This window comes from Pseudoxanthomonas sp. UC19_8, assembly GCF_042700505.1.
Taxonomy (GTDB): domain Bacteria; phylum Pseudomonadota; class Gammaproteobacteria; order Xanthomonadales; family Xanthomonadaceae; genus Pseudoxanthomonas_A; species Pseudoxanthomonas_A winnipegensis.
On record NZ_CP170559.1, the window covers coordinates 2,260,620 to 2,280,843 of the forward strand.

Sequence of the window (20,224 nt, forward strand, 5' to 3'; positions counted from 1 at the left end):
ATATCCATGACCATTCGATCCCTTTTCGTTGCCGGCCTGCTGGCCGCTACCGTCATCGCGCCGCTGCGCGCGCAGGAATCCCAGCCGCTGGACGGCATCGCCGCCGTGGTCAACGAGGACGTGGTGCTGAAGAGCGAGCTGGACCGCGCCGTGGCCAACGTCCAGGCCCAGTACGCCAGCAACCCCGCCCAGCTGCCGCCGCCTGAAGTGCTGCGCCGGCAGGTGCTCGAGCGCCTGGTGCTGGTCAAGCTGCAGGTCGCCCGCGCCCAGGAAAACGGCATCAGCGTCAGCGACGAGGAAGTCAACAGCGCCGTGGCCAGCGTGGCCCAGCAGAACAACACCACCGTCGACGGCCTGCGCCAGCGCCTGGCTGCCGAAGGCCTGTCCTTCGACGAGTTCCGCAGCTCGCTGCGCGACGAGATCACCGTCCAGCGCCTGCGCCAGAGCTACGGCCAGAGCCGCATCCGGGTCAGCGAGGCCGAGGTCGACGCCGCGCTCAAGGCCCAGGCCAACGGCGGCGTGCAGTACCACCTGGCGCACATCCTGATCGGCCTGCCCGAGGGCGCCACCGCCGAGCAGATCGCCACCGGCCAGAAGAAGGCTGAGGGCGTCAAGAGCCTGCTGGACCGCAACGAGATGGACTTCTCGGCCGCGGCCGTGCGCTATTCGGATAGCCCCAACGCGCTGGAAGGCGGCGACCTGGGCTGGCGCAGCCTGGACGAGATCCCGGTGGCCTTCGTCGACACGCTCAAGAGCATGCAGGCCGGCCAGGTGGTCGGCCCGATCCGCGGTCCGTCCGGCTTCCAGCTGCTCAAGCTGGTCGAGACCCGCGACGCCTCGCAGGCGCCCAGCCAGATGACCACCGAGTACCACGCCCGCCACATCCTGGTGCGCGTCACGCCGGTGCAGGACGCCGCGGCGGCCAAGGCCAAGATCGACACCCTGCGCGCCCGCATCGCCGGCGGCGCGGACTTCGCCGAGCTGGCCAAGGCCGACTCCGAGGACGCCAACACCAAGAACGATGGCGGCGACCTGGGCTGGTTCACTGCCGACCAGTTCGGCCCGGACTTCGGCCAGCGCCTGACCGCGCTGAAGGATGGCGAGGTCAGCGAGCCCTTCCGTACCGAGGCCGGCTGGCACATCGTTCAGCGCGAAGGCACCCGCCAGACCGACGTGACCGATCAGAACCGCCGTGCCCAGGTTCGCGACACGATCGGCCGGCGCAAGCTGGAAGAGGAATACAACCGCTACCTGCTGGAGCTGCGCGGCGAAGCCTACGTCAGCTTCCGCACCGGCGACCCGGCCATCGACAACGCCACGCCGGATACCGCGATAAGCGCCCCGGGCGCCGCCGAGGAAGCGGCCCGTGCCGGCAAGAAGCAGCGCGGCGGCGACAACAACGACATGCCCGGCTCGGCCTCGTCCAGCCAAATGCCGTAAGGCAGCCAAGGTGATGCGGCCCGACCTGGCGCTCGTCCCCGGCGAGCCGGCCGGGATCGGGCCGGAACTTTGCATCCGGCTGATCCAGCAGCCGCGCCAGGACTGCCGGCTGGTCGCCTTCGGCGATGCCGACACCCTGCACGCGACGGCCCAGGCGCTGGCGCTGCCGCTAAACCTGCTGCCCGCCGACGCGCAGCCCCAGGCGCCGGGCGATCTGGCCTTCGTGCCGGTGCCCAACGCGGTGCCCAGCCGCTTCGGCAGGACCGATCCGCGCAACGCGGCCGCGGTCATCGACGCCCTGCTCGCCGCGGCCGATGGCTGCATCGCCGGCCGCTTCGCCGGCGTGGTCACCGGCCCCGTACACAAGGCGGTGATCAATGAAGGCGGCATCGCCTATACCGGCACCACCGAACTGCTGGCCCACCATGCCGGCCGCGCGGTGGTGATGATGCTGGCCAACCAGATCGTGCGCGTGGCGCTGGTCACCACCCACCTGCCGCTGCGCGCGGTGCCCGACGCGATCACCGAGGCCGCCCTGCGCCACGCCGTGCACACCACCGCGCAGGCGCTGCGCGAGGACTTCGGCATCGCCCGCCCGCGCCTGTGCGTGCTCGGCCTGAACCCGCACGCCGGGGAGGAAGGCCACCTGGGCCGCGAGGAGCTGGACCTGATCATCCCGACGCTGGCGAGCTTGCGTGGAGAAGACCTGGAGCTGATCGGCCCGCTGCCGGCCGACACGGCCTTCCTGCCCGACAAGCTGGCCGGCTTCGACGCGGTGCTGGCGATGTATCACGACCAGGGCCTGCCGGTGCTCAAGTACAGCGGCTTCGAGCAGGCCGTGAACCTCACCCTGGGCCTGCCCTACCCGCGCGTGGCAGTCGATCACGGCACCGCGCTGGCGCTGGCCGGCCAGGGCGTGGCCGACCCCTCAAGCCTGTTCGCCGCGGTGCGCACCTGCGCGGCGATGGCCGCGCGCAGGCGCACACGGTGAGCTCAGCGGCAAGCCCCCGCCTGGGAGCACCCGCCCCCCCCTGTAGAGCGGAGCTTGCTCCGCTGAGGCCTTCCCCACCGATCCCACAGATGTAGAGCGGAGCTCGCTCCGCTGGGGCTCTCCCACCGCTCCAACGGTTGTAGAGCGGAGCTCCCTCCGCTGGGGCTTTCCCGATGATCCCGCCGGAGAGCAGCGGAGCAAGCTCCGCTCTACCAGGATGCCGGGACGTGATGCGGCTCCTACGACAAAGAGGACGGCCTGCCCATGCCGGGTAAACTGTCGCAATGACCGCTACTCCCCACTTCAGTGCACCGGCCAAGAAGTCGCTCGGCCAGCACTTCCTGCACGAGCGGCACTACATCGACCGCATCGTGCAGGCGGTCGATCCCAAGCCGGGCGACACCCTGGTGGAGATCGGCCCGAGGCCAGGGCGCGATCACCTTCCCGCTGCTGCGCCGGCACGGCGCGCTGACCGCGATCGAGTTCGACCGCGACCTCATCGCCCCGCTCACCGCCGCCGCGCAGGACGTGGGCGATCTGACCATCCTCCACCGCGATGTGCTCTCGGTCGATTTCACCGAGCTGGCGCAGGGCCGCACGCTGCGCCTGGTCGGCAACCTGCCCTACAACCTGTCCTCGCCGATCCTCTTCCATGCGCTGGACCATGCCGCGGCGATCGCGGACATGCATTTCATGCTGCAGAAGGAAGTGGTCGATCGCATGGCCGCAGGCCCGGGCAGCAAGGTGTACGGACGCCTGAGCGTGATGCTGCAGGCCTATTGCGAGGTGACGCCGCTGTTCGTGGTGCCGCCGGGCGCGTTCAGCCCGCCGCCGAAGGTCGATTCGGCCGTGGTGCGCCTGGTGCCGCGGGATCCGGCGCGTATCGACGTACGCGATCCCAAGCGCCTGGAAGCGGTGGTGCGCGCGGCCTTCGGCCAGCGCCGCAAGACCTTGCGCAATGCGCTGTCCAGCGTGTGCGACGTGGCCCAGATCGAGGCCGCCGGCATCCGCCCCGATGCGCGCGCCGAACAGGTGGCCGTGAGCGACTTCATCGCGCTGGCCAACCTGCCGTACGGCGAGGCGGCCGAACCGGGCTGAGGCTTGAGTACACTGTGCGCATGAGCAGCAACGATTACGCCATCGATGTCGATGTCGCCACCCGGTTCCTGGAAGAACGCTCGGAACCTGCCAGCGGCCATTACGTCTTCGCCTACACCATCGTGATCCGCAACCGCGGCACGCAGCCGGCGCGCCTGCTCGCGCGCCATTGGGAAATCACCGACGGCAACGGCAAGACCGAGCATGTCGACGGCGAGGGCGTGGTCGGCGAACAGCCGCGCCTGCGTCCGGGCGAACTGTTCCAGTACACCTCCGGCGCGGTGCTGGAGACCGACCACGGCACCATGCGCGGTCGTTACGACATGGTGGCCGACGACGGCACGCACTTCGATGCCCCGATCGCGCCCTTCGCGCTGTCGGTGCCGCGTACGCTGCACTAAGCGCCATGGCGGTCTGGGCGATTGGCGACCTGCAGGGCTGTTACGACGCCACGGCACGGCTGCTGGAAAAACTCGATTTCGATCCCGCGTGCGACCGGATCTGGTTCTGCGGCGATCTGGTCAACCGCGGCGGACAGTCGCTGGAGACCCTGCGCCTGGTGCATTCGCTGCGCGACCACTGCGAGGTGGTGCTGGGCAACCACGACCTGTCGCTGCTGGCCATCGGCGCGCGCACCGAAGAGGAGCAGCGCAAGGTCAATCCGGACCTGGGCCGGATCGTGCAGGCGCACGACCGCGACACGCTGCTGGAATGGCTGCGCCACCGCGAACTGGTGCACGTGGACCGCGAGCTGGGCTGGATGATGGTGCATGCCGGCCTGGCCCCGCGCTGGAACTGCGCCGCGGCCGAGGGCTACGCGCGCGAGGTGGAGAAGCAGCTGCGTGGCCCGGCTTTTCGCAAGCTGATGCGCAGCATGTACGGCGACAAGCCCAACTGGTCCACCGGCCTGGCCGGCCCGGACCGCTGGCGCGCGATCATCAACGTGCTCACCCGCATGCGCTACTGCACGCCGCGCGGACGCATCGCGATGGAAGAGAAAGGCACGCCGGGCACGCAGGCGCAGGGCCTGTACCCCTGGTTCGCCGTGCCCGGCCACGAGCCGCGCGAACTGAAGATCGTCTGCGGCCACTGGTCCACGCTGGGGCTGATGCTGGGCCTGGGCGTGCACGCCATCGACACCGGCGCGGTCTGGGGCGGCAGGCTCACCGCGCTGCAGCTGGATACCGATGAGCTGCGCGTGGTGCAGGTGCCGGGGCGCGATGTCGACCCGGGCACGGCACGGCGCGATTAGCGTCAGATCGTCGTTCCCGCGAAAGCGGGAACCCATGGACGTTGATTCGGGGAAGCCCCAAAAGGCGCTGGGTTCCCGCGTGCGCGGGAACGACGGTAGAAGGTTTTTTGCAGAGGCTTTCGGGCCTGCCTGATGGCAGTTCCTAGGTTCGCCTGACGTAATCCACGAACTCGAACGCCAGCGCGTGGCGGTCGTCGGCCGCATGCGGCTGGCGCGCCGTGACGCGCCACTGCGCCGGATCGAAATGCGGGAAGAACGCCTCGGCGCCCTGCACTTCGGTGTCCACATGGGTCAGGTAGAGCACGTCGGCCAGCGGCAAGGCCAGCGCATAGACCTGCCCGCCGCCGATCACGCACAGTTCCTCGGCCCCCTGCCTGCTCGCCTGGCGCAGCGCGGCATCGAGCGAATCGACCGCGACCATGCCCTCGAACGGCACCCGCCCGCCACGCGTCAGCACCAGGTTCGATCGGCCGGGCAAGGCGCGCCCCAGCGACTGCGCGGTCTTGCGCCCCATCAGCACCGGCTTGCCCAGGGTCAGCGCCTTGAAGCGCTTGAGGTCATCGGGCAGGCGCCACGGCAGATCGTTGTCGCGGCCGATGGCGTTGTGGCGGTCGAGCGCGGCGATGAGGCTGACGCGGGGCCGGGGGCCAGAGGCCAGAGGCCAGGGAAAAGCATCGGCAGCCTGCGTCGCCGTCGCCTTTCCCTGGCCTCCGGCCCCTGGCCCCTGCCCCCCGCCGTGCGTCATACCGCCACCGGCGCCCTGATCGCCGGATGCGGGTCGTAGCCGAGGATCTCGATGTCCTCGAAGGTGAAGCCGAACAGATCGGTCACCTCCGGATTCAGATGCAGCCTGGGCAAGGCGCGCGGCGTGCGCGTGAGCTGCTCGCGCGCCTGCTCGAAGTGGTTCGAGTACAGATGCGCATCGCCCAGCGTGTGCACGAAATCGCCGACGCCCAGACCGGTGGCCTGCGCCACCATGTGGGTCAGCAGCGCGTAGCTGGCGATGTTGAACGGCACGCCCAGGAAGATGTCGCCGCTGCGCTGGTAGAGCTGGCAGCTGAGCTTGCCGTCGACCACGTAGAACTGGAACAGGCTGTGGCACGGCATCAGCGCCATCTGCGGCAGCTGCGCCACGTTCCAGGCGCTGATCACCAGCCGGCGCGAATCCGGATTGCGCTTGATTTCCTGCACCAGCCACTGCATCTGGTCGATGGTCTGGCCGTCGGCGCCCTCCCAGCTGCGCCACTGCTTGCCGTAGACCGGGCCGAGATTGCCGTCCGCGTCGGCCCATTCGTCCCAGATGCTGACCTTGTTGTCCTTCAGATAGGCGATGTTGGTCTCGCCCTTCAGGAACCACAGCAGCTCATGGATGATCGAGCGCAGGTGCAGCTTCTTGGTGGTGACCAGCGGGAAGCCTTCGCCCAGATCGAAGCGCATCTGCCAGCCGAACACGCTGCGCGTGCCGGTGCCGGTGCGGTCGGACTTCTCCGCGCCGTGCTCCAGCACGTGGCGCAGCAGCTCCAGGTACTGGCGCATCAGTGCGCCTCCGCGGGCGTGGCCTGCGCCGGGGGCACCGGCCGCAGCACCGGCGCGCGGCGCGAGCGCCACAGCAGGAACAGGCCCAGCGCCACCAGCGGCAGGCTCAGCAGCTGGCCCATCGTCACCCAGCCGAAGGCCAGGTAGCCCAGCTGCGCATCGGGCACGCGCACCAGTTCGACCAGGAAGCGCGAGAGGCCGTAGAGCAGCGCGAACAGCCCGGACACCGCGTAGCGATGGCGCGGCCGCATCGAGAACACCCACAGCACCACGAACATCAGCACGCCTTCGAGCAGCGCCTCGTAGAGCTGCGAAGGATGGCGCGCGTAGCGGTCCAGCGCGCCGGCCGCGTACTGCGCCTGCAGCTGCGCCTGGCTCAGGTGCTGCTCGTAGAGGGCCGGATCGGTGGTCGGGAAGATCACGCCCCAGTTCGTGCCGGTGTACTTGCCCCACAGCTCGCCGTTGACGAAGTTGGCCAGGCGGCCCAGGCCCAGGCCCGCCGGCACCAGCGGCGCCAGGAAGTCCATCGTGTCGAAGAAGTGCAGCCGATGCCGGCGCGACCACAGCCAGGCGGCGGTGAGCACGCCGAGCAGGCCGCCGTGGAAGCTCATGCCGCCCTCCCACACCTTGAACACCTTCAGCGGATTGTCCAGGTAGACCGGCAGGTCGTAGAACAGGATGTAGCCCAGCCGCCCGCCCAGCACCACGCCGAGCATGGCGTAGAACATCAGGTCGGAGAAATGCTCCAGGTTCACGCCCGGCAGGCGCCCGGCCTGCACGCGACGGCGGCCCAGATACCAGGCGGCGAAGAAGGACAGCGCGTAGGCGATGCCGTACCAGTGCACATCGACCGGGCCGATGGAAAAGGCGATTGGGTCGAGGTGGTGCAGGAAGATCATGCGTAGCCGACGGCGGACGAAACAGCCGACATTCTGACGTACCCGGCTGGCGCGCGCATGCGGCGCGCCGCAACGCGGCGATCCGCGGCCGCGCTCAGCGCCGCCGGATCAGGGCGCCGAGCCCTCTTCCACCGCCGGCATCGGCGGGCGCAGGCGGAACAGGCGCAGGCCCGCCGCGTTCAGCGCGGACTGCGCCGGCCCGGCGAGGTCTTCTTCGCCCGCCAGCCAGGATTCGACCAGCGTGCGGTCGCCGCGGCAGGCCAGCAGCAGCTCGTGCGCCGGCACCGACGGGCTGGCCTGGGCGACGTTGTGCAGGAACACCTGACGCAGCCGCAGCGAGCCGCGCAGCGCCAGCACCGTCTGCACCAGCAGGAAGGCGCCGATGCCCCAGGCCGCATCGCCCACGCCGCGCGCCGTGGTCAACCAGGCGAAGGCCACGCAGGCCAGGGCCCGCACCAGGGTGGCGCGGGTGTTCTCGCCCGGCATCTGCCAGCGCTGGTGATGCAGGTATTCGAACCAGGTCAGCACCAGGGCGAAGGCCGCCAGCGCGTTGCAGCCGGCCAGCACCAGCGCGCTGGACGCGGCCACCGCGATGGCCAGGTCGCGGCGGCGCGGGCGCATGGCGGCGGTGTACAGCCCGGGCAGGCGGGTCAGCGTGGCGGTGAGGGCTGGGTGCATGAGGACATCCTGGCGCGGCGGGCGGGGGCGGCGCAGAGGCCGGCGGCGCGCACGGCGCCTGCCTGGATTTCGCTGCACGGACCGTGCCTGGCGGCGAAGCAGGTGCCTGGATGATGCCGCAGTGCGGCAGCCCCGTGAAGGGCGCGTGATGAATATCGGCGAACGGCGGGCATTCCTGTGGTCGAGATCACAGGACGGCACCGGTGGGATGCAGAGGTGGCACGTCGATTCGCCCACCTGTAGAGCGGAGCTCGCTCCGCTGCTCTTCGCCCCGTTCGTGAGAAAGGCCCCAGCGGAGCAAGCTCCGTTGCTCTTCGTCCGGTTCGTGGGGAAGGCCCCAGCGGAGCGAGCTCGGCTCTACAACGCTCAGAGGATCCGCGGCAGATCGGGCAGTTCGTTGTCGCCGCGCTGCCCGGGCACCGCCGGAAACGCCCGGGCCAGCAGCGCCGAGGCGGCCTGCACCCCGGCAACGACCGCGGCCTCCGGATCTCCCTGGCGCATGCCGGCTTCGATCTGCGCGCAGACCTGGTGCCATTCCTCGGCGCTGACCCGGCCTTCCAGCCCCCGGTCGGCGACGATCTCGATCTGGTGATCGGCCAGCAGCAGGTAGATCAGAACCCCGTTGTTGGCGGCCGTATCCCAGGTGCGCAGCCGGGCGAACGCCGCATGCGCGGCCGCGCGCGCGTCCACGCCCGCCCAGACCGCAGACGGGTGCAGGCCGGACTCGACCGCGAACATCACCTCGCCGCTGTGCAGGCGCTCGCCTTCGGCGATGGCCTGGGCGATGCGCTGCAGACGATCGGCCGGGAACAGCCGGTGCGCGGAGGGCGCGAACAGGTGCCGCAGCCAGCGCATCACCAGCTCCCCGAGGCGCCACCGCCTCCGGACGAGCCGCCGCCACCGCTCCAGCCACCGCCGCCGCCGAAGCCGCCCCCGCCACCGAATCCACCGCCGCCCCAACCGCCGCCGCCGAGGCCACCGCCCCAGCCGCCGAAGCCGCCCGGCCCGGCGAAGCGCCCGCCTGAACCGCCCAGCAGTCCCATCAGCAGGCCGATCACGCCCGCCAGCCCTCCCACCAGCACGGAGGCCAGCAGCCAGGCCACCGCGCCACCGGCCACGCCGCCGGCCAGCGCACGCAGCGGCCGCGGCAGCGCGCGCAGCACGGTGCGGGCGAAGCCGGCCACGACCAGGCCGGCGACCAGCGCGAACAGCCAGTCGCCGCCGCCCTGGCGACCGCCGGCCGGGTGCGAACTCTCCGGCGCCGGCAGCGGCTCGCCATCGATCAGCTTGACCAGCACCGCCGTGGCATCGGTCAGGCCGCCGGCGTAGTCGCCCTGGCGGAACTTGGGCGCCAGGTATTCCTGGATGACGCGGTTGGCGATGGCGTCGGGGATGGCGCCTTCCAGCCCGTAGCCGGGCTGGATGCGCACGCGCCGGTCGTCCTTGGCCACCACCACCAGCACCGCGTCGTCCACGCCCTTGCGGCCCAGCTTCCACTGGTCGAAGACGCGCTGGGTGTACTGCTCGATCTCTTCGGGCTGAGTGGTCGGCACCATCAGCACCTGCAGCTGGGCGCCCTTGCGCTGCTGCAGGTCCAGCGCCTGCTGGCGCAGCGCGCCGGCCTGCTCGGCCGTGAGCGTGCCGGTGGTGTCGATGACCGGCGAGTCCAGCGTCGGGATGGCCGCCTCCTGCGCCAGCGCCACGGGCGCGAGCAGCAGGACCAGCAGCAGCGCAGCCAGGCGCAGCAGCGGTTTCATCGCGTGTTGCGGCGGCAGCTTACTGGGCCGGGGTCGTGGCCGGCGGCGTCTGCTGCGGCGCCTGCGCCGGCAGGGCCTGCTGCTGCGCCGGCGCGCTCGGCGGCGGCTGGCTGAAGTCCACGGTTGGGGCCTGCGAGATCTGCGCCTCGTTGGCGACCGAGAAGTTGGGCTTCTCCTTGGCGCCGGTCACCTTGGCCGTCAGCGCCTGCGGGAACTGGCGGATATAGGTGTTGTAGTCCTGCACGGCCTGGATGTAGCGGCCGCGGGCCACGGTGATGCGGTTCTCGGTGCCTTCCAGCTGCGCCTGCAGGTCGCGGAAGTTCTGGTCGGACTGCAGGGTCGGATAGTTCTCGCTGACCACCAGCAGGCGGCTCAGCGCACTGCCCAGCTGCCCTTGCGCCTGGGAGAACTGCTGCAGCGAGTTGGCGTCATCGGCGTTGACCTGGATCTGGCCGACCCGGGCGCGGGCGTTGGTGACCTCGGTCAGCACCTGGCGCTCCTGCTGGGCGTAGCCCTGCACGGTGCGCACCAGGTTGGGGATCAGGTCGGCGCGGCGCTGGTACTGGTTGAGCACCTCGGACCAGCCGGCCTTCACCGCCTGATCCTTCTGCTGGATGGTGTTGTATCCGCAGCCGGCCAGCAGCGTCAGGGCCGCGAGCATCAGCAGGGAACGGAAAACATGGCGCATGGCGTGACTCTCCTGAAGGGTCGACCGGCGGCGCGAGGTGCGCACGCCGCGCATCATGAACAGGCTTTCATTAAAACGCTGTGGCCGCCTGCCCTCAGGCATCGACCCCGTGCGCCTGGGCGCGGCGGCGCATCAGCAGGTTGAGCACCTCGACCAGCGCCGAGAAGCCCATGGCGAAATACACGTAGGCCTTGGGCACGTGCACGTCCAGGCCATCCAGCACCAGCACCACGCCGACCAGCACGATGAAGGCCAGCGCCAGCATCTTCACCGTCGGGTTGGCGTCGATGAAGCGGCCCAGCGGATTGGCCGCCAGCAGCATCACCAGCACCGCCAGCACCACCGCCGCGACCATCACCGGGATGTGGCTGGCGAAGCCGACCGCGGTGATCACCGAGTCCAGCGAGAACACGATGTCGATGATCGCGATCTGCGCGATCACCATGCCGAACACCGCCGAGGCCTTGGTCGTGTTGGGATCGCCGTCGTCGCCGCCGGTGATCAGCTCGCGGATCTCGCCGATGCCCTTCACCACCAGGAACACGCCGCCCACGATCAGCACCAGGTCGCGGATCGAGATGCCCATGCCGCCCACTTCGAACAGATCGCTGCTCATGCGCGACAGATAGGCCAGCGACACCAGCAGCGCGATGCGCGTGATGCAGGCCACCGCGATGCCCAGCTTGCGCGCCTTGGAGCGCTGGCTCTCCGGCAGGCGGCTGACCGCGATCGAGATGAACACCAGATTGTCGATCCCCAGCACGATCTCCAGCGTGCTGAGCGTCAGCAGCGTCAGCCAGGTGTTGGGGTCGGCGAGGAAGTCCAGGTTCATGCGCGGGGGAAACCTTCTAGAGCGAGGGAGAGAACAGCAGCCACAGGCGCGGGCCGGCGATCAGCCCCCAGCACAGCAGCACATTGAGCATCGTCATCAGCACCGCGGCCGAGCCCATGTCCTTGGCGCGGCCGGCCAGTTCGTGGAACTCGGCGCCGTAGCGCTCGATCACCGCCTCCACGGCGGAATTGAGCAGCTCCACGGCCAGCACCAGCAGCAGCGAGCCGACCAGCAGCGCGCGCTGCACGCCGTCGCCGCCCAGCCACAGGCCCAGCGGCGCCAGCACCACGAACAGCACCACTTCCAGGCGGAAGGAGGATTCGTGCAGCCAGGCCGCGCACAGCCCCTGCCAGGACCAGCGCGCCGCCTTGAGCAGGCGCGCGGGGCCGCGCGGGGTATGGCCGTACAGGTCGGCCATGGTCAACGCGCGTCCCGCGGGCGGATCGGGGACGACGGAAGCGGCTGGAGCATGGGCCGGGTCGGGAGGGCAGCGGCGGAAAGCGGCGATTTTGCCATAGCCGGCACACGGGCCGGGTTAGCCGCATGCCGGCGGGCCCGTTGTGCGTTTCCGGGCAGGCCGCGCTGGTGCGGCAAGGCGGCGCGCGCCGTCGGGGTGGACGGCAGGCCTCGGGCTGGTTCACTGTGCGCCGCTGTTCGAAGGTTCCGTGGAGGGTTCTACCGTGTCGATCAAGTCGAGTGTTTCCCTTGTGCTGGCCGCCTGCGTGGCCTTGCTGACCGCCTGTGCGCAGACCCAGCTCGCCACCGCGCCCACCCCGCCGCCCGCGACCGCGCCGGCCGCACCGCCCGAAGTGGCCAGCGGCGCGGTGTCCAACCCGGCCTGGGCCAAGGACATGGACGCCTTCGCCGCGCAGGACGCGGCCAACCCGCCGCCCAGGCACGCCGTGCTGTTCATCGGCAGCTCCTCGATCCGCATGTGGAGCACGCTGGCGCAGGACTTCGCTGGCACGCCGGTGATCAACCGCGGCTTCGGCGGTTCGGAGGTGCGCGACAGCACCTATTACGCCGACCGCATCGTGGTGCCTGACCAGCCGCGCGAGATCGTGTTCTACGCCGGCGACAACGACCTGGCCGCCGGCCGCAGCGTGCAGCAGGTGGTGCAGGACACCTTCGCCTTCATCGCCCGCGTGCGCCGCGACCTGCCCGGCGTGCCGGTGGTCTACCTGTCGATCAAGCCCAGCCCCTCGCGCGCGCAGCTGCTGCCGCAGATCCGCCAGGTCAATGCGCAGATCGCCGCCCGCGCCGCGCAGTTGCAGGGCGTGCACTTCGTCGACGTGTTCACCCCGATGCTGGGCGCCGATGGCCAGCCGCGCAGGGAACTGTTCCGCGAGGACATGCTGCACATGACGCCGGAGGGCTATGCCATCTGGACCCGTGCGCTGAAGCCATACGTGGAAGGCAGCGCGCGCTGAGTGCCTAAGCGGCGAAGATCGCGGTGCCGCGCCGGCCGTCGCGATCGATCCAGCCGCGATACATGCCGGCGGTGTTGAACGGCAGCGCCAGCCGGCCCTGCGCATCGACGGCGATCACCCCGCCGTCGCCGCCCAGCGCCGGCAGCGTGCCGAAGATCACCGCGTCGGCCGCCTCGCCCACGCTGGCGCCGCCGTAGGCCACCCGCGCGGCGATGTCGTGCGCAGCCGCGCAGCGGATTAAGGCTTCGCCCCAGCCGGTGGCCGAGACGGCGACCTGCGTATCGGCCCAGGTGCCGGCGCCGATCAGCGGTGAGTCGCCCACGCGGCCCCAGCGCTTGTTGGTCATCCCGCCGGTGGACGTGGCCGCGGCCAGGTGGCCGTGCCGGTCCAGCGCCACCGCGCCGACAGTGCCGAAGTAGCGGCCCGCGGCCGACGCGCCCTCGCGTTCGTCCGCCTGCGCGCGTTGCAGCTGCGCCAGGCGCGCCGGCGTGTCGAACCAGGCGTTATCCACGCGCGCGATCCCGGGCTGGCCATCGGCGAAACGCTCGGCGCCCGGCCCGACCAGCAGCACATGCTGGCTGTGCTCCATCACCGCGCGCGCCAGCTGGACCGGGTTGCGCACCGTGCGCACGCCGGCCACCGCGCCGGCGCGGCGGGTATGGCCTTCCATCAGCGCCGCGTCGAGCTCGTGGTCGCCCTGCGCGGTAAAGACCGCGCCATGGCCGGCGTTGAACCACGGCGCCTCCTCCAGCGCGACCACCGCGGCCTTGACCGCGTCCAGTGCGGCGCCGCCGCATTGGAGCAGCGCGTGACCGGCGTCGAGCGCCTGCGCCAGGGCCGCGTGGATGGCCTGCTCCTGGTCCGGCGCCAGCGCATCGATCACCCCCGCGCCGCCGTGCACGGCCAGGGCGATGGGCGCATCGGGCGCAGGCATGCCGGGCGGCGCTTAGAAGAACCGGACCGTGGCGGTGGTGCCCTGCCCCAGCACGCTGTCCAGCTCGATCTTCCAGCCGAAGCGCTGGCACAGCCGCGAGACGATCGACAGGCCCAGCCCGGTGCTGTGCTGGCGCGTGTCGTCGGCGCGATAGAAGGGTTCGAAGGCGCGCTGCACCGCGTCGGCGGTCATGCCGATGCCGGTGTCGCGCACCACCAGACGGTCGCTCTCCACGCGCACCTCGATCTGGCCCTCGTCGGTATAGCTGCAGGCGTTGCGCAGCAGATTGCTGACCACCACATGCATCACCCGCGGCGGCGCGTGCAGGCGCGGCCTGGCGTTGCAGACCACGGTCAGATCGACCGGCTTGCCGATCAGCAGGTCGCGCGCGCTCTCGGCCTCGTCCAGGACCACATCGACCAGTTCGAAGTCCTCGCTCTGCGGCTCGACGTCCGCCTCGCGCGCCAGGATCAGGAAGGCGTCGATCACCGCCTCCATCTCCCGCGCCGAACGCTGGATGCGCTGCAGCGAGCGCACCGCGCGCGGCGGCAGCTCGCCGGCCAGGGCCAGGTCGGTGGCCACGCGGATCACGGTCAGCGGCGTGCGCAGCTCGTGGCTGGCGTCGCGGGTGAAGTCGCGTTCGCGGGCGACGTGGGCCTCCACGCGCTGCGACAGGCCGTGCAGGGCCTCGGCCAGGCTGCGCGCCTCCCCCTGCACCTCGCGCGGCAGCTTGTCCGAGGCCAGCGCCGAGGTGTCAGGCGCGCGCGGATCCCATTGCGAGACCTGGCGCGCCAGCCACGAGGTCGGCGACACCAATGGACGGAAGAAGCGATAGGTCAGATAGGACGCGCCATACAGCGCGCCCAGGCACAGCAGCATCGGCAGCGCGCCGGACCAGAAGAACAGGCGCTCGGCCGGGTGCCCAGCCAGGCCAGGTAGAGCCGCCCTTGCGGGCGGTCGTCGACCAGCACCACCTCGCTGCCGACGGTATGCACTCCGGGCTCGAGGTTGCGCAAGGGCTCGGGCAGGTTGAGCGTGGACTGGCCCGGCAGGACCAGATAGCCGCGCAGATCGTGCGTATTGGGCGGCGGCTGCGCCTTGGAGGTGGCGTACAGGTCCCAATAATGCGCGGCCTCCTCGTGCAGCATCGTCTGCACCAGGCTGCGCTTGATGACCGCCGAGACGATCAGCACCGACGCGATCACCGCCAGGCTGGCCAGGGCCACCCTGAGGATGAACGCGATGCGGATGCTATGGGGAAGTTCCTGGGGCACGACGCGCGATCAGTCTTCAGGAGAACCGCACGCCACCGCGCCGGAAGGCGCCTGTACGCATCAGGCGATGTCGGCGACGCGGTAGCCGGCGCTCTGCACGGTGTGCAGCAGCGGCTTGTCGAACGGCTTGTCGATCACCTTGCGCAGGTTGTACAGGTGGCTGCGCAGGGTGTCCGAATCCGGCAGTCCGTTGCCCCAGATCTCGCGCTCGATTTCCTGGCGGGTGACCACACGCGGCGATTCGCGCATCAGGATGGTGAGCAGGCGCAGGCCGATCGGCGAGAGCATCAGCTCGGTGCCGCCGCGGGTGACGCGCATGCTGACCGGGTCCAGCACCAGGTCGGCGACCTTGAGCACTTCCGAACCGACCTGGCGGCGCTCGCGGCGGATCAGCGCGCGCAGGCGCGCTTCCAGCTCCTGGATCGCGAAGGGCTTGGTCAGGTAGTCGTCGGCGCCGGTGCCCAGGCCGCTGAGCTTGTCGTCCAGCGTGTCGCGCGCGGTCAGCATCAGCACCGGGGTGGACTTGCGCGCCTCGCTGCGCAGGCGGCGACAGACTTCCAGGCCATCCATGCGCGGCAGCATCAGGTCCAGCACCAGCACGTCGTAGCTGTTCTCGGTGGCCAGGCGGTAGCCATCCAGGCCGTCGGAGGCGTAATCCACCTCGAAGCCCTTGCCCTCCAGATACTCACCGATCATCTCGGAGATGTTGCGGTTGTCCTCGACGACCAGGACCAGTCCCGAGGTTTCCTGTGCATGACGCATAACGTGATCTCCGAAAAAGTGCCCAAACTTTCAGGTTTGTGAAACTATCGGGCGTGGAGTCGACGATGCGTGAAGGCGGTGTCCCGATCACGTGATCGACCGTGATCGGGTACTGGTGCAGGCTCGGGCGACTGCGCGACAGACGCGGTTTTGCGAGATTTCGGCGCGCGCTTGCCCCGCTAGAGGCGCACCTTGCCGCGCAGGATGTCCACGAACATCACCCAGTCACCGGCCAGCGAATAGAACGGATGGCGGAAAGTCGCCGGCCGGTTCTTCTCGAAGAAGAAGTGCCCCACCCAGGCGAAGCCGTAGCCGCACACCAGCGCGGCCAGCGCGAACCCCCAGCGGCCGGTGGCCAGCGCCGCGGCCAGCAGCGCCAGCACGCCGCAGCTGCCCAGGAAGTGCAGCCGCCGCGAGGTGCGGTTGGCGTGCTCGCTCAGATAGAACGGATAGAACGCGCGAAAGGAAGCGAAGCGGCGCATGTCCGGGCGGCACTCGGAAAGACGCGCGCAGTGTCGCGCCCGTGTCCCCGAAGGTCACGCTGCGACGCGGCGTCAGGCGTGGCGCGGCCCGAACATGATCACGGCCATCCCGCACAGGCAAAGGCCCGCGCCAAGCACGTCCCAGCGCGTCGGGCGCACGCCATCGACGGCCCACAGCCAGCCCAGCGCCACGGCGATGTAGACCCCGCCGTAAGCCGCGTACACACGCCCCGAAGCGGCGGGATGCAGGGTCAGCAACCAGGCGAACAACGCCAGGCTCGCCGCGGCCGGCAGCAGCAGCCACGGGCTGCCCTCGCGGCGCAGCCACCGCCATGGCAGATAGCAGCCGAGGATCTCGGCCAGCGCGGTGGCGAAGAACAGCAGGACAGTGGTCATGCGCCAACGCGCTCGTGTCGCTTGATCCGCTGCCAGAGCGCCTCCTGCGCCTCCAGCTCCAGCTCGGCGAAGACCCGGCCCTCGCGCGTGGCTTCGGCCTCCATCGCCCGGAAGCGGCGCTCGAACTTGGCATTGGCATGGCGCAGCGCGCCGCCGGCGTCCACGCCGGCCTTGCGCGCCAGGGTGAGGCAGACGAACAGCACATCGCCGATCTCGTCCTCCAGCCGCACCGCGCGCTGCGGATCGTCCTCGCCGCGCGCCAGTTCGGCCCGCACTTCGTCGATCTCCTCGTACAGCTTGTCCAGCACCGGCGCCGGGCCCGGCCAGTCGAAGCCGGTCCGCGCCGCGCGCGACTGCAGCTTGGTCGCGCGCTGCCATTCGGGCAGACCGCGCGCGATCCCGGCCAGCGCCGAGGGATCGGTCTGCCCCTTGGCCGCGCGCTCCTGGCGCTTGATGTCCTCCCAGTTGGCGCTGACCGCCGCGCTGCCGTCCACCTGGGTCTGCGCGAATACGTGCGGGTGGCGCCGCACCAGCTTGTCGGAGATCGTGCGCGCCACGTCCTCGAAGGCGAACACGCCCTGCTCGGCCGCCATCTGCGCATGGAACACCACCTGCAGCAGCAGGTCGCCGAGCTCGTCCTTCAGGTCGTCCAGATCGCCGCGGTCGATCGCATCGGCGACCTCGTAGGCCTCCTCGATCGTGTACGGCGCGATGGTGGAGAAGTCCTGCTCCAGATCCCAAGGGCACCCGCCGTCGGGATTGCGCAGCTGCGACATGATCGACAGCAGGCGTGCGATCTGCGTGCCCGGCTCGGCCATGGGGTCACCTCTTGCGATGTGGGGAAGATCGGCGGCGCGTCAGAGCCAGTCGCGCCACGGCAGCGCAGGGTCGCCCAGCGCCATGAAGTCGCCGTTGAGCAGGCTCTCGCGTCGGTTGTAGCGGAAGGCGCGGCCATCGGGCGCCAGCAGCGCGCCGCCGGCGGCCTCCAGGATGCATTGCCCGGCCGCGGTATCCCATTCGCAGGTCGGGCCGAAGCGCGGGTACACGTCCAGCGTGCCCTCGGCGATGCGGCAGAACTTCAGCGACGAGCCCAGCGGCACCGGTTCGGCGCCGGGCAGCTGGTCCAGCACCGCCTGGGTGCGCGGATCGCGGTGCGAGCGGCTGGCGGCCACCCGCAGCGGCGCGCGGGCCGGCTGGCGCGTGCGCAGTTCGCGGTCGGTCTGGCCGTCGCGGCGCAGCGCCACCTGCCCGGCCTGGGCGTGCCACAGCGTGCCGGTGACCGGCGCCATGATCACGCCGAACACCGGCTGGTGCGCCTCGATCAACGCGATGTTGACGGTGAATTCGCCGTTGCGCTTGACGAACTCGCGCGTGCCGTCGAGCGGATCGACCAGCCAGTAGGCGTGCCAGTCCTGGCGCGCGGCCCACGGCGTCTTGGCGCCCTCCTCGCTCAGCAGCGGCAGGTCCGGCGTCAGCCGCGCCAGCCCGTCGGCGATGATCCGGTGCGCGGCCAGGTCGGCGCGCGTGAGCGGGCTGTTGTCGGCCTTGTGCTCGACCTCGAAGTCCTCGGCATAGACCTGCATGATCGCGTCGGAGGCGTCGCGCGCGATGGTCAGCACCGCCTCGTGCAGGTCCGCGGTGATGCGACTCATGCCTGGGCCGCCAGCCACTCGCGGGCGATGAACAGCGCCGCCAGTGATCGGCCTTCGGAAAAGTCCTCGCGCAGCATCAACTGGTCCAATGCATCAAGCTTCCACGGCACCACTTCAAGTTCCTCGGGTTCATCGCCCGGCAATCGCTCGGGATACAGGTCGCGCGCGACCACCAGCCAGGACTGGTGGCTCATGTAGGTCGGCGCCAGGGTCAGGGCGCGCAGCACGTCCAACTGGCGCGCGCCATAGCCGGCCTCTTCCTTGAGCTCGCGGTCGGCGGCCTGCAGCGGCGTCTCGCCCGCGTCGATGCGGCCCTTGACCAGGCCCAGCTCGTAACGGTGCATGCCGGCGGCGTACTCGCGCACCAGCAGCACGGTGTCCTTGTCGATCAACGGCACCACCACCACCGCGCCATGGCCGCCGCTGACCTGGCGGTCGAACACGCGCCGCTCGCCGTTGGAGAATTCAAGGTCCAGCTTCTCCATGCGCAGCGGGCCGACCTGGTGCTCGGTCACGCCATGGATCAGCGGCAATCTGCGGCTCACGCGCCCAGCCTGCTGCCGCGCGCGGCAGCGGTCGATATCATGGGCGCATGCGAGTCGATCATCAGCCGCGAATGCTAGCAGAGCAGAACAGCACTGCGCCCGCCTTCAGGCGCGAACCATGCGCGTGACGCGCGTGCACGTGGAGGCGGCGCTGGCACCGGGGCACGAGGTCGCCCTGCCCGAGGACGCCGCCGCGCACCTGGCGCGTGTGCTGCGCCTGCGCGAAGGCGATGCCTGCGTGCTGTTCAACGGCGATGGCCACGACTACCCGGCGCGCCTGGTGTCGCTGGACAAGCGTCAGGTGCGCGCCCGCATCGAGGCCGCGCAGCCGCTGCAGAACGAATCGCCGCTGCGCATCGTGCTGCTGCAGGGCGTCGCCCGCGGCGAGAAGATGGACCTGATCCTGCAGAAGGCCACCGAACTGGGCGTGGCGCAGATCCTGCCGGTCGACTCCGAGCGCTCGGAGGTCAAGCTGTCCGGCGAGCGCCTGCACAAGCGACTGGCGCACTGGCAGGGCGTGGTCGTGGCCGCCTGCGAACAGTCCGGGCGTGCTCGCGTGCCGGAGGTCGCCTCCCCGCAAGCCCTGATCGCCGCCGCCGCGGCCCTGCCCGACGATGCCCTGCGCCTGCTGCTCGATCCGCAGGGCGCACACGCCCTGAGCACGCTGCAGGCCCCGGTCTCGCAGCGGGTGGTGATCGCCATCGGGCCCGAGGGCGGCTGGTCGCCGCGCGACCGCCAGGCGCTGGAGGCCGCCGGCTTCCAGGGCCTGCGCCTGGGCCCGCGTGTGCTGCGCACCGAGACCGCCGGCCTGGCCGCCATCGCCGCACTGCAGGCACGGCTGGGGGATCTGTAAGACAGGCCGCGATCGCGTGGCTGTTTCGGGAGGGTGCGTTTCTCGCGCTGTGCGCGAAAGTCCATGGGTTCCCGCGTTCGCGGGAACGACGGCAGAGACGTTTCAGCGGCTTTAAGCTGACAACCGCTTCAAAAGACGTTCGCTGACGGCTCGCAGTTCATCCTGCACGCGACACTGACACGACGCGCTTTTTCAGGCCTTCAGTGCCATCGCCCTCCGCGCATGAGGCGTGAATCCGCAGGCACAGGACTTCAGGCCGGCTCGGCGATCACCTGGGCGAGCATCGCCTCGATCGCCTCCAGGTCAGGCAGCAGCGCCGCCTCGTCGCCCAGCAGCACCCGCATGTGCACCCCGTGCGGCAGCGCCTCCTCGCTGGCGTCGGCCAACAGGCCATCGCGCGGCACCGAGATCAGGCGCGGGAAGGACTGCGTCAGCAGGCCGATGTACGGCATCCCCTCGCCCCCGGTCAGCGTCTTGAGCACCACGAACTTGCTGGCGGCGTTGACGCTCTCGCGCCCCAGCCCGCCCAGCGCGACCATGGAGAACAGCGGCACCTGCCAGCCGTGCCAGTCGATGGTGCCAGGCAGCCAGTGCGGCGCCTCGGCCACCGGCTGGACCGGCACCCGGGCCAGGACCTCGGCCACGGTCGCGTTGGGCAGCAGCACGCGTTCGTCGCCGGTCTGTACCAGCACGCCGCGGATTTCGTCATTGGCTCGGGACATGGC

Annotated in this window: 23 protein-coding genes and 2 pseudogenes; 7 read left to right on the forward strand and 18 right to left on the reverse strand. The window is 70.4% G+C overall.

Annotation, left to right across the window (positions count from 1 at the left end):
- Positions 1–6: 6 nt before the first annotated feature.
- From ACFJIT_RS09875 to ACFJIT_RS09895, 5 genes and pseudogenes are all read left to right on the forward strand, one after another.
- Positions 7–1,440, forward strand: coding sequence for a peptidylprolyl isomerase (locus ACFJIT_RS09875; RefSeq protein WP_379653530.1), 1,434 nt, complete (start codon positions 7–9; stop codon positions 1,438–1,440).
- A gap of 10 nt (positions 1,441–1,450) precedes the next feature.
- Positions 1,451–2,431, forward strand: coding sequence for a 4-hydroxythreonine-4-phosphate dehydrogenase PdxA (gene pdxA / locus ACFJIT_RS09880; protein ID WP_379653531.1), 981 nt, complete (start codon positions 1,451–1,453; stop codon positions 2,429–2,431).
- 284 nt (positions 2,432–2,715) lie between these two features.
- A pseudogene (gene rsmA / locus ACFJIT_RS09885) lies at positions 2,716–3,529 on the forward strand (16S rRNA (adenine(1518)-N(6)/adenine(1519)-N(6))-dimethyltransferase RsmA).
- A gap of 20 nt (positions 3,530–3,549) precedes the next feature.
- Positions 3,550–3,930 (forward strand): Co2+/Mg2+ efflux protein ApaG, encoded by a 381-nt coding sequence (gene apaG / locus ACFJIT_RS09890; RefSeq protein WP_379653532.1) that lies wholly within the window; start codon positions 3,550–3,552, stop codon positions 3,928–3,930.
- 5 nt (positions 3,931–3,935) lie between these two features.
- A complete protein-coding gene (locus tag ACFJIT_RS09895; protein WP_379653533.1) occupies positions 3,936–4,781 on the forward strand; it encodes a symmetrical bis(5'-nucleosyl)-tetraphosphatase in 846 nt (281 codons plus the stop codon).
- A 142-nt stretch (positions 4,782–4,923) separates the two neighbouring features.
- Here the strand turns inward: ACFJIT_RS09895 and ACFJIT_RS09900 are convergent, their stop codons facing one another.
- The 9 genes from ACFJIT_RS09900 to ACFJIT_RS09940 all read right to left on the reverse strand — a co-directional run bounded on the left by ACFJIT_RS09900 (position 4,924) and on the right by ACFJIT_RS09940 (position 11,589).
- Positions 4,924–5,526 (reverse strand): dihydrofolate reductase, encoded by a 603-nt coding sequence (locus ACFJIT_RS09900; protein ID WP_379653534.1) that lies wholly within the window; start codon positions 5,524–5,526, stop codon positions 4,924–4,926.
- A complete protein-coding gene (locus ACFJIT_RS09905; protein ID WP_130519240.1) occupies positions 5,523–6,317 on the reverse strand; it encodes a thymidylate synthase in 795 nt (264 codons plus the stop codon). Before ACFJIT_RS09905 ends, ACFJIT_RS09900 begins: the two co-directional genes overlap by 4 nt.
- Positions 6,317–7,216: a prolipoprotein diacylglyceryl transferase gene (lgt, locus tag ACFJIT_RS09910; protein WP_379653535.1), complete on the reverse strand. Its 900-nt coding sequence runs from the start codon at positions 7,214–7,216 to the stop codon at positions 6,317–6,319. Before lgt ends, ACFJIT_RS09905 begins: the two co-directional genes overlap by 1 nt.
- Before the next feature lie 108 nt (positions 7,217–7,324).
- Positions 7,325–7,894, reverse strand: a complete 570-nt coding sequence (locus ACFJIT_RS09915) for a hypothetical protein (RefSeq protein ID WP_379653536.1) — start codon at positions 7,892–7,894, stop codon at positions 7,325–7,327.
- Positions 7,895–8,260: 366 nt separating this feature from the next.
- The gene (locus ACFJIT_RS09920) at positions 8,261–8,749 is read right to left on the reverse strand and encodes a TPM domain-containing protein (RefSeq protein WP_130523599.1); all 489 of its coding nucleotides are present in this window, start codon (positions 8,747–8,749) and stop codon (positions 8,261–8,263) included.
- Entirely contained in the window at positions 8,749–9,651 is a 903-nt protein-coding gene (locus ACFJIT_RS09925) for a YgcG family protein (protein WP_130561837.1), read from the reverse strand. Before ACFJIT_RS09925 ends, ACFJIT_RS09920 begins: the two co-directional genes overlap by 1 nt.
- A gap of 19 nt (positions 9,652–9,670) precedes the next feature.
- On the reverse strand, positions 9,671–10,339 hold the full coding sequence (locus ACFJIT_RS09930; protein ID WP_130519249.1) for a LemA family protein: 669 nt from the start codon (positions 10,337–10,339) through the stop codon (positions 9,671–9,673).
- 94 nt (positions 10,340–10,433) lie between these two features.
- Positions 10,434–11,171 carry a TerC family protein gene (locus ACFJIT_RS09935; RefSeq protein ID WP_130523597.1) on the reverse strand — a complete coding sequence of 246 codons (738 nt, stop codon included), beginning with the start codon at positions 11,169–11,171 and terminating at the stop codon, positions 10,434–10,436.
- 16 nt (positions 11,172–11,187) lie between these two features.
- Entirely contained in the window at positions 11,188–11,589 is a 402-nt protein-coding gene (locus ACFJIT_RS09940; protein WP_130519253.1) for a diacylglycerol kinase, read from the reverse strand.
- Positions 11,590–11,857: 268 nt separating this feature from the next.
- Between ACFJIT_RS09940 and ACFJIT_RS09945 the strand changes: the two genes are divergently transcribed.
- On the forward strand, positions 11,858–12,601 hold the full coding sequence (locus ACFJIT_RS09945; RefSeq protein WP_379655753.1) for an SGNH/GDSL hydrolase family protein: 744 nt from the start codon (positions 11,858–11,860) through the stop codon (positions 12,599–12,601).
- Positions 12,602–12,605: 4 nt separating this feature from the next.
- Here ACFJIT_RS09945 and ACFJIT_RS09950 read toward each other — a convergent pair whose 3' ends face one another.
- From ACFJIT_RS09950 to nudE, 8 genes and pseudogenes are all read right to left on the reverse strand, one after another.
- Positions 12,606–13,535 (reverse strand): isoaspartyl peptidase/L-asparaginase family protein, encoded by a 930-nt coding sequence (locus ACFJIT_RS09950; protein ID WP_130561836.1) that lies wholly within the window; start codon positions 13,533–13,535, stop codon positions 12,606–12,608.
- A 12-nt stretch (positions 13,536–13,547) separates the two neighbouring features.
- A pseudogene (locus ACFJIT_RS09955) lies at positions 13,548–14,809 on the reverse strand (sensor histidine kinase).
- A gap of 60 nt (positions 14,810–14,869) precedes the next feature.
- On the reverse strand, positions 14,870–15,571 hold the full coding sequence (locus tag ACFJIT_RS09960; RefSeq protein WP_014159900.1) for a response regulator transcription factor: 702 nt from the start codon (positions 15,569–15,571) through the stop codon (positions 14,870–14,872).
- Positions 15,572–15,750: 179 nt separating this feature from the next.
- Positions 15,751–16,053, reverse strand: coding sequence for a DUF962 domain-containing protein (locus tag ACFJIT_RS09965; protein WP_130519258.1), 303 nt, complete (start codon positions 16,051–16,053; stop codon positions 15,751–15,753).
- A gap of 72 nt (positions 16,054–16,125) precedes the next feature.
- On the reverse strand, positions 16,126–16,449 hold the full coding sequence (locus ACFJIT_RS09970; protein ID WP_130561834.1) for a YnfA family protein: 324 nt from the start codon (positions 16,447–16,449) through the stop codon (positions 16,126–16,128).
- Positions 16,446–17,267 carry a nucleoside triphosphate pyrophosphohydrolase gene (mazG, locus tag ACFJIT_RS09975; RefSeq protein ID WP_130561833.1) on the reverse strand — a complete coding sequence of 274 codons (822 nt, stop codon included), beginning with the start codon at positions 17,265–17,267 and terminating at the stop codon, positions 16,446–16,448. Before mazG ends, ACFJIT_RS09970 begins: the two co-directional genes overlap by 4 nt.
- A 39-nt stretch (positions 17,268–17,306) precedes the next feature.
- Positions 17,307–18,101 (reverse strand): 3'(2'),5'-bisphosphate nucleotidase CysQ, encoded by a 795-nt coding sequence (cysQ, locus tag ACFJIT_RS09980; RefSeq protein WP_130519264.1) that lies wholly within the window; start codon positions 18,099–18,101, stop codon positions 17,307–17,309.
- On the reverse strand, positions 18,098–18,646 hold the full coding sequence (gene nudE / locus ACFJIT_RS09985; RefSeq protein WP_130519266.1) for an ADP compounds hydrolase NudE: 549 nt from the start codon (positions 18,644–18,646) through the stop codon (positions 18,098–18,100). Before nudE ends, cysQ begins: the two co-directional genes overlap by 4 nt.
- A gap of 118 nt (positions 18,647–18,764) precedes the next feature.
- Between nudE and ACFJIT_RS09990 the strand changes: the two genes are divergently transcribed.
- Positions 18,765–19,499 carry a 16S rRNA (uracil(1498)-N(3))-methyltransferase gene (locus tag ACFJIT_RS09990; RefSeq protein ID WP_130561832.1) on the forward strand — a complete coding sequence of 245 codons (735 nt, stop codon included), beginning with the start codon at positions 18,765–18,767 and terminating at the stop codon, positions 19,497–19,499.
- A 251-nt stretch (positions 19,500–19,750) separates the two neighbouring features.
- Here ACFJIT_RS09990 and ACFJIT_RS09995 read toward each other — a convergent pair whose 3' ends face one another.
- Positions 19,751–20,221, reverse strand: coding sequence for a chemotaxis protein CheW (locus tag ACFJIT_RS09995; protein WP_130519269.1), 471 nt, complete (start codon positions 20,219–20,221; stop codon positions 19,751–19,753).
- Positions 20,222–20,224: the final 3 nt, after the last annotated feature.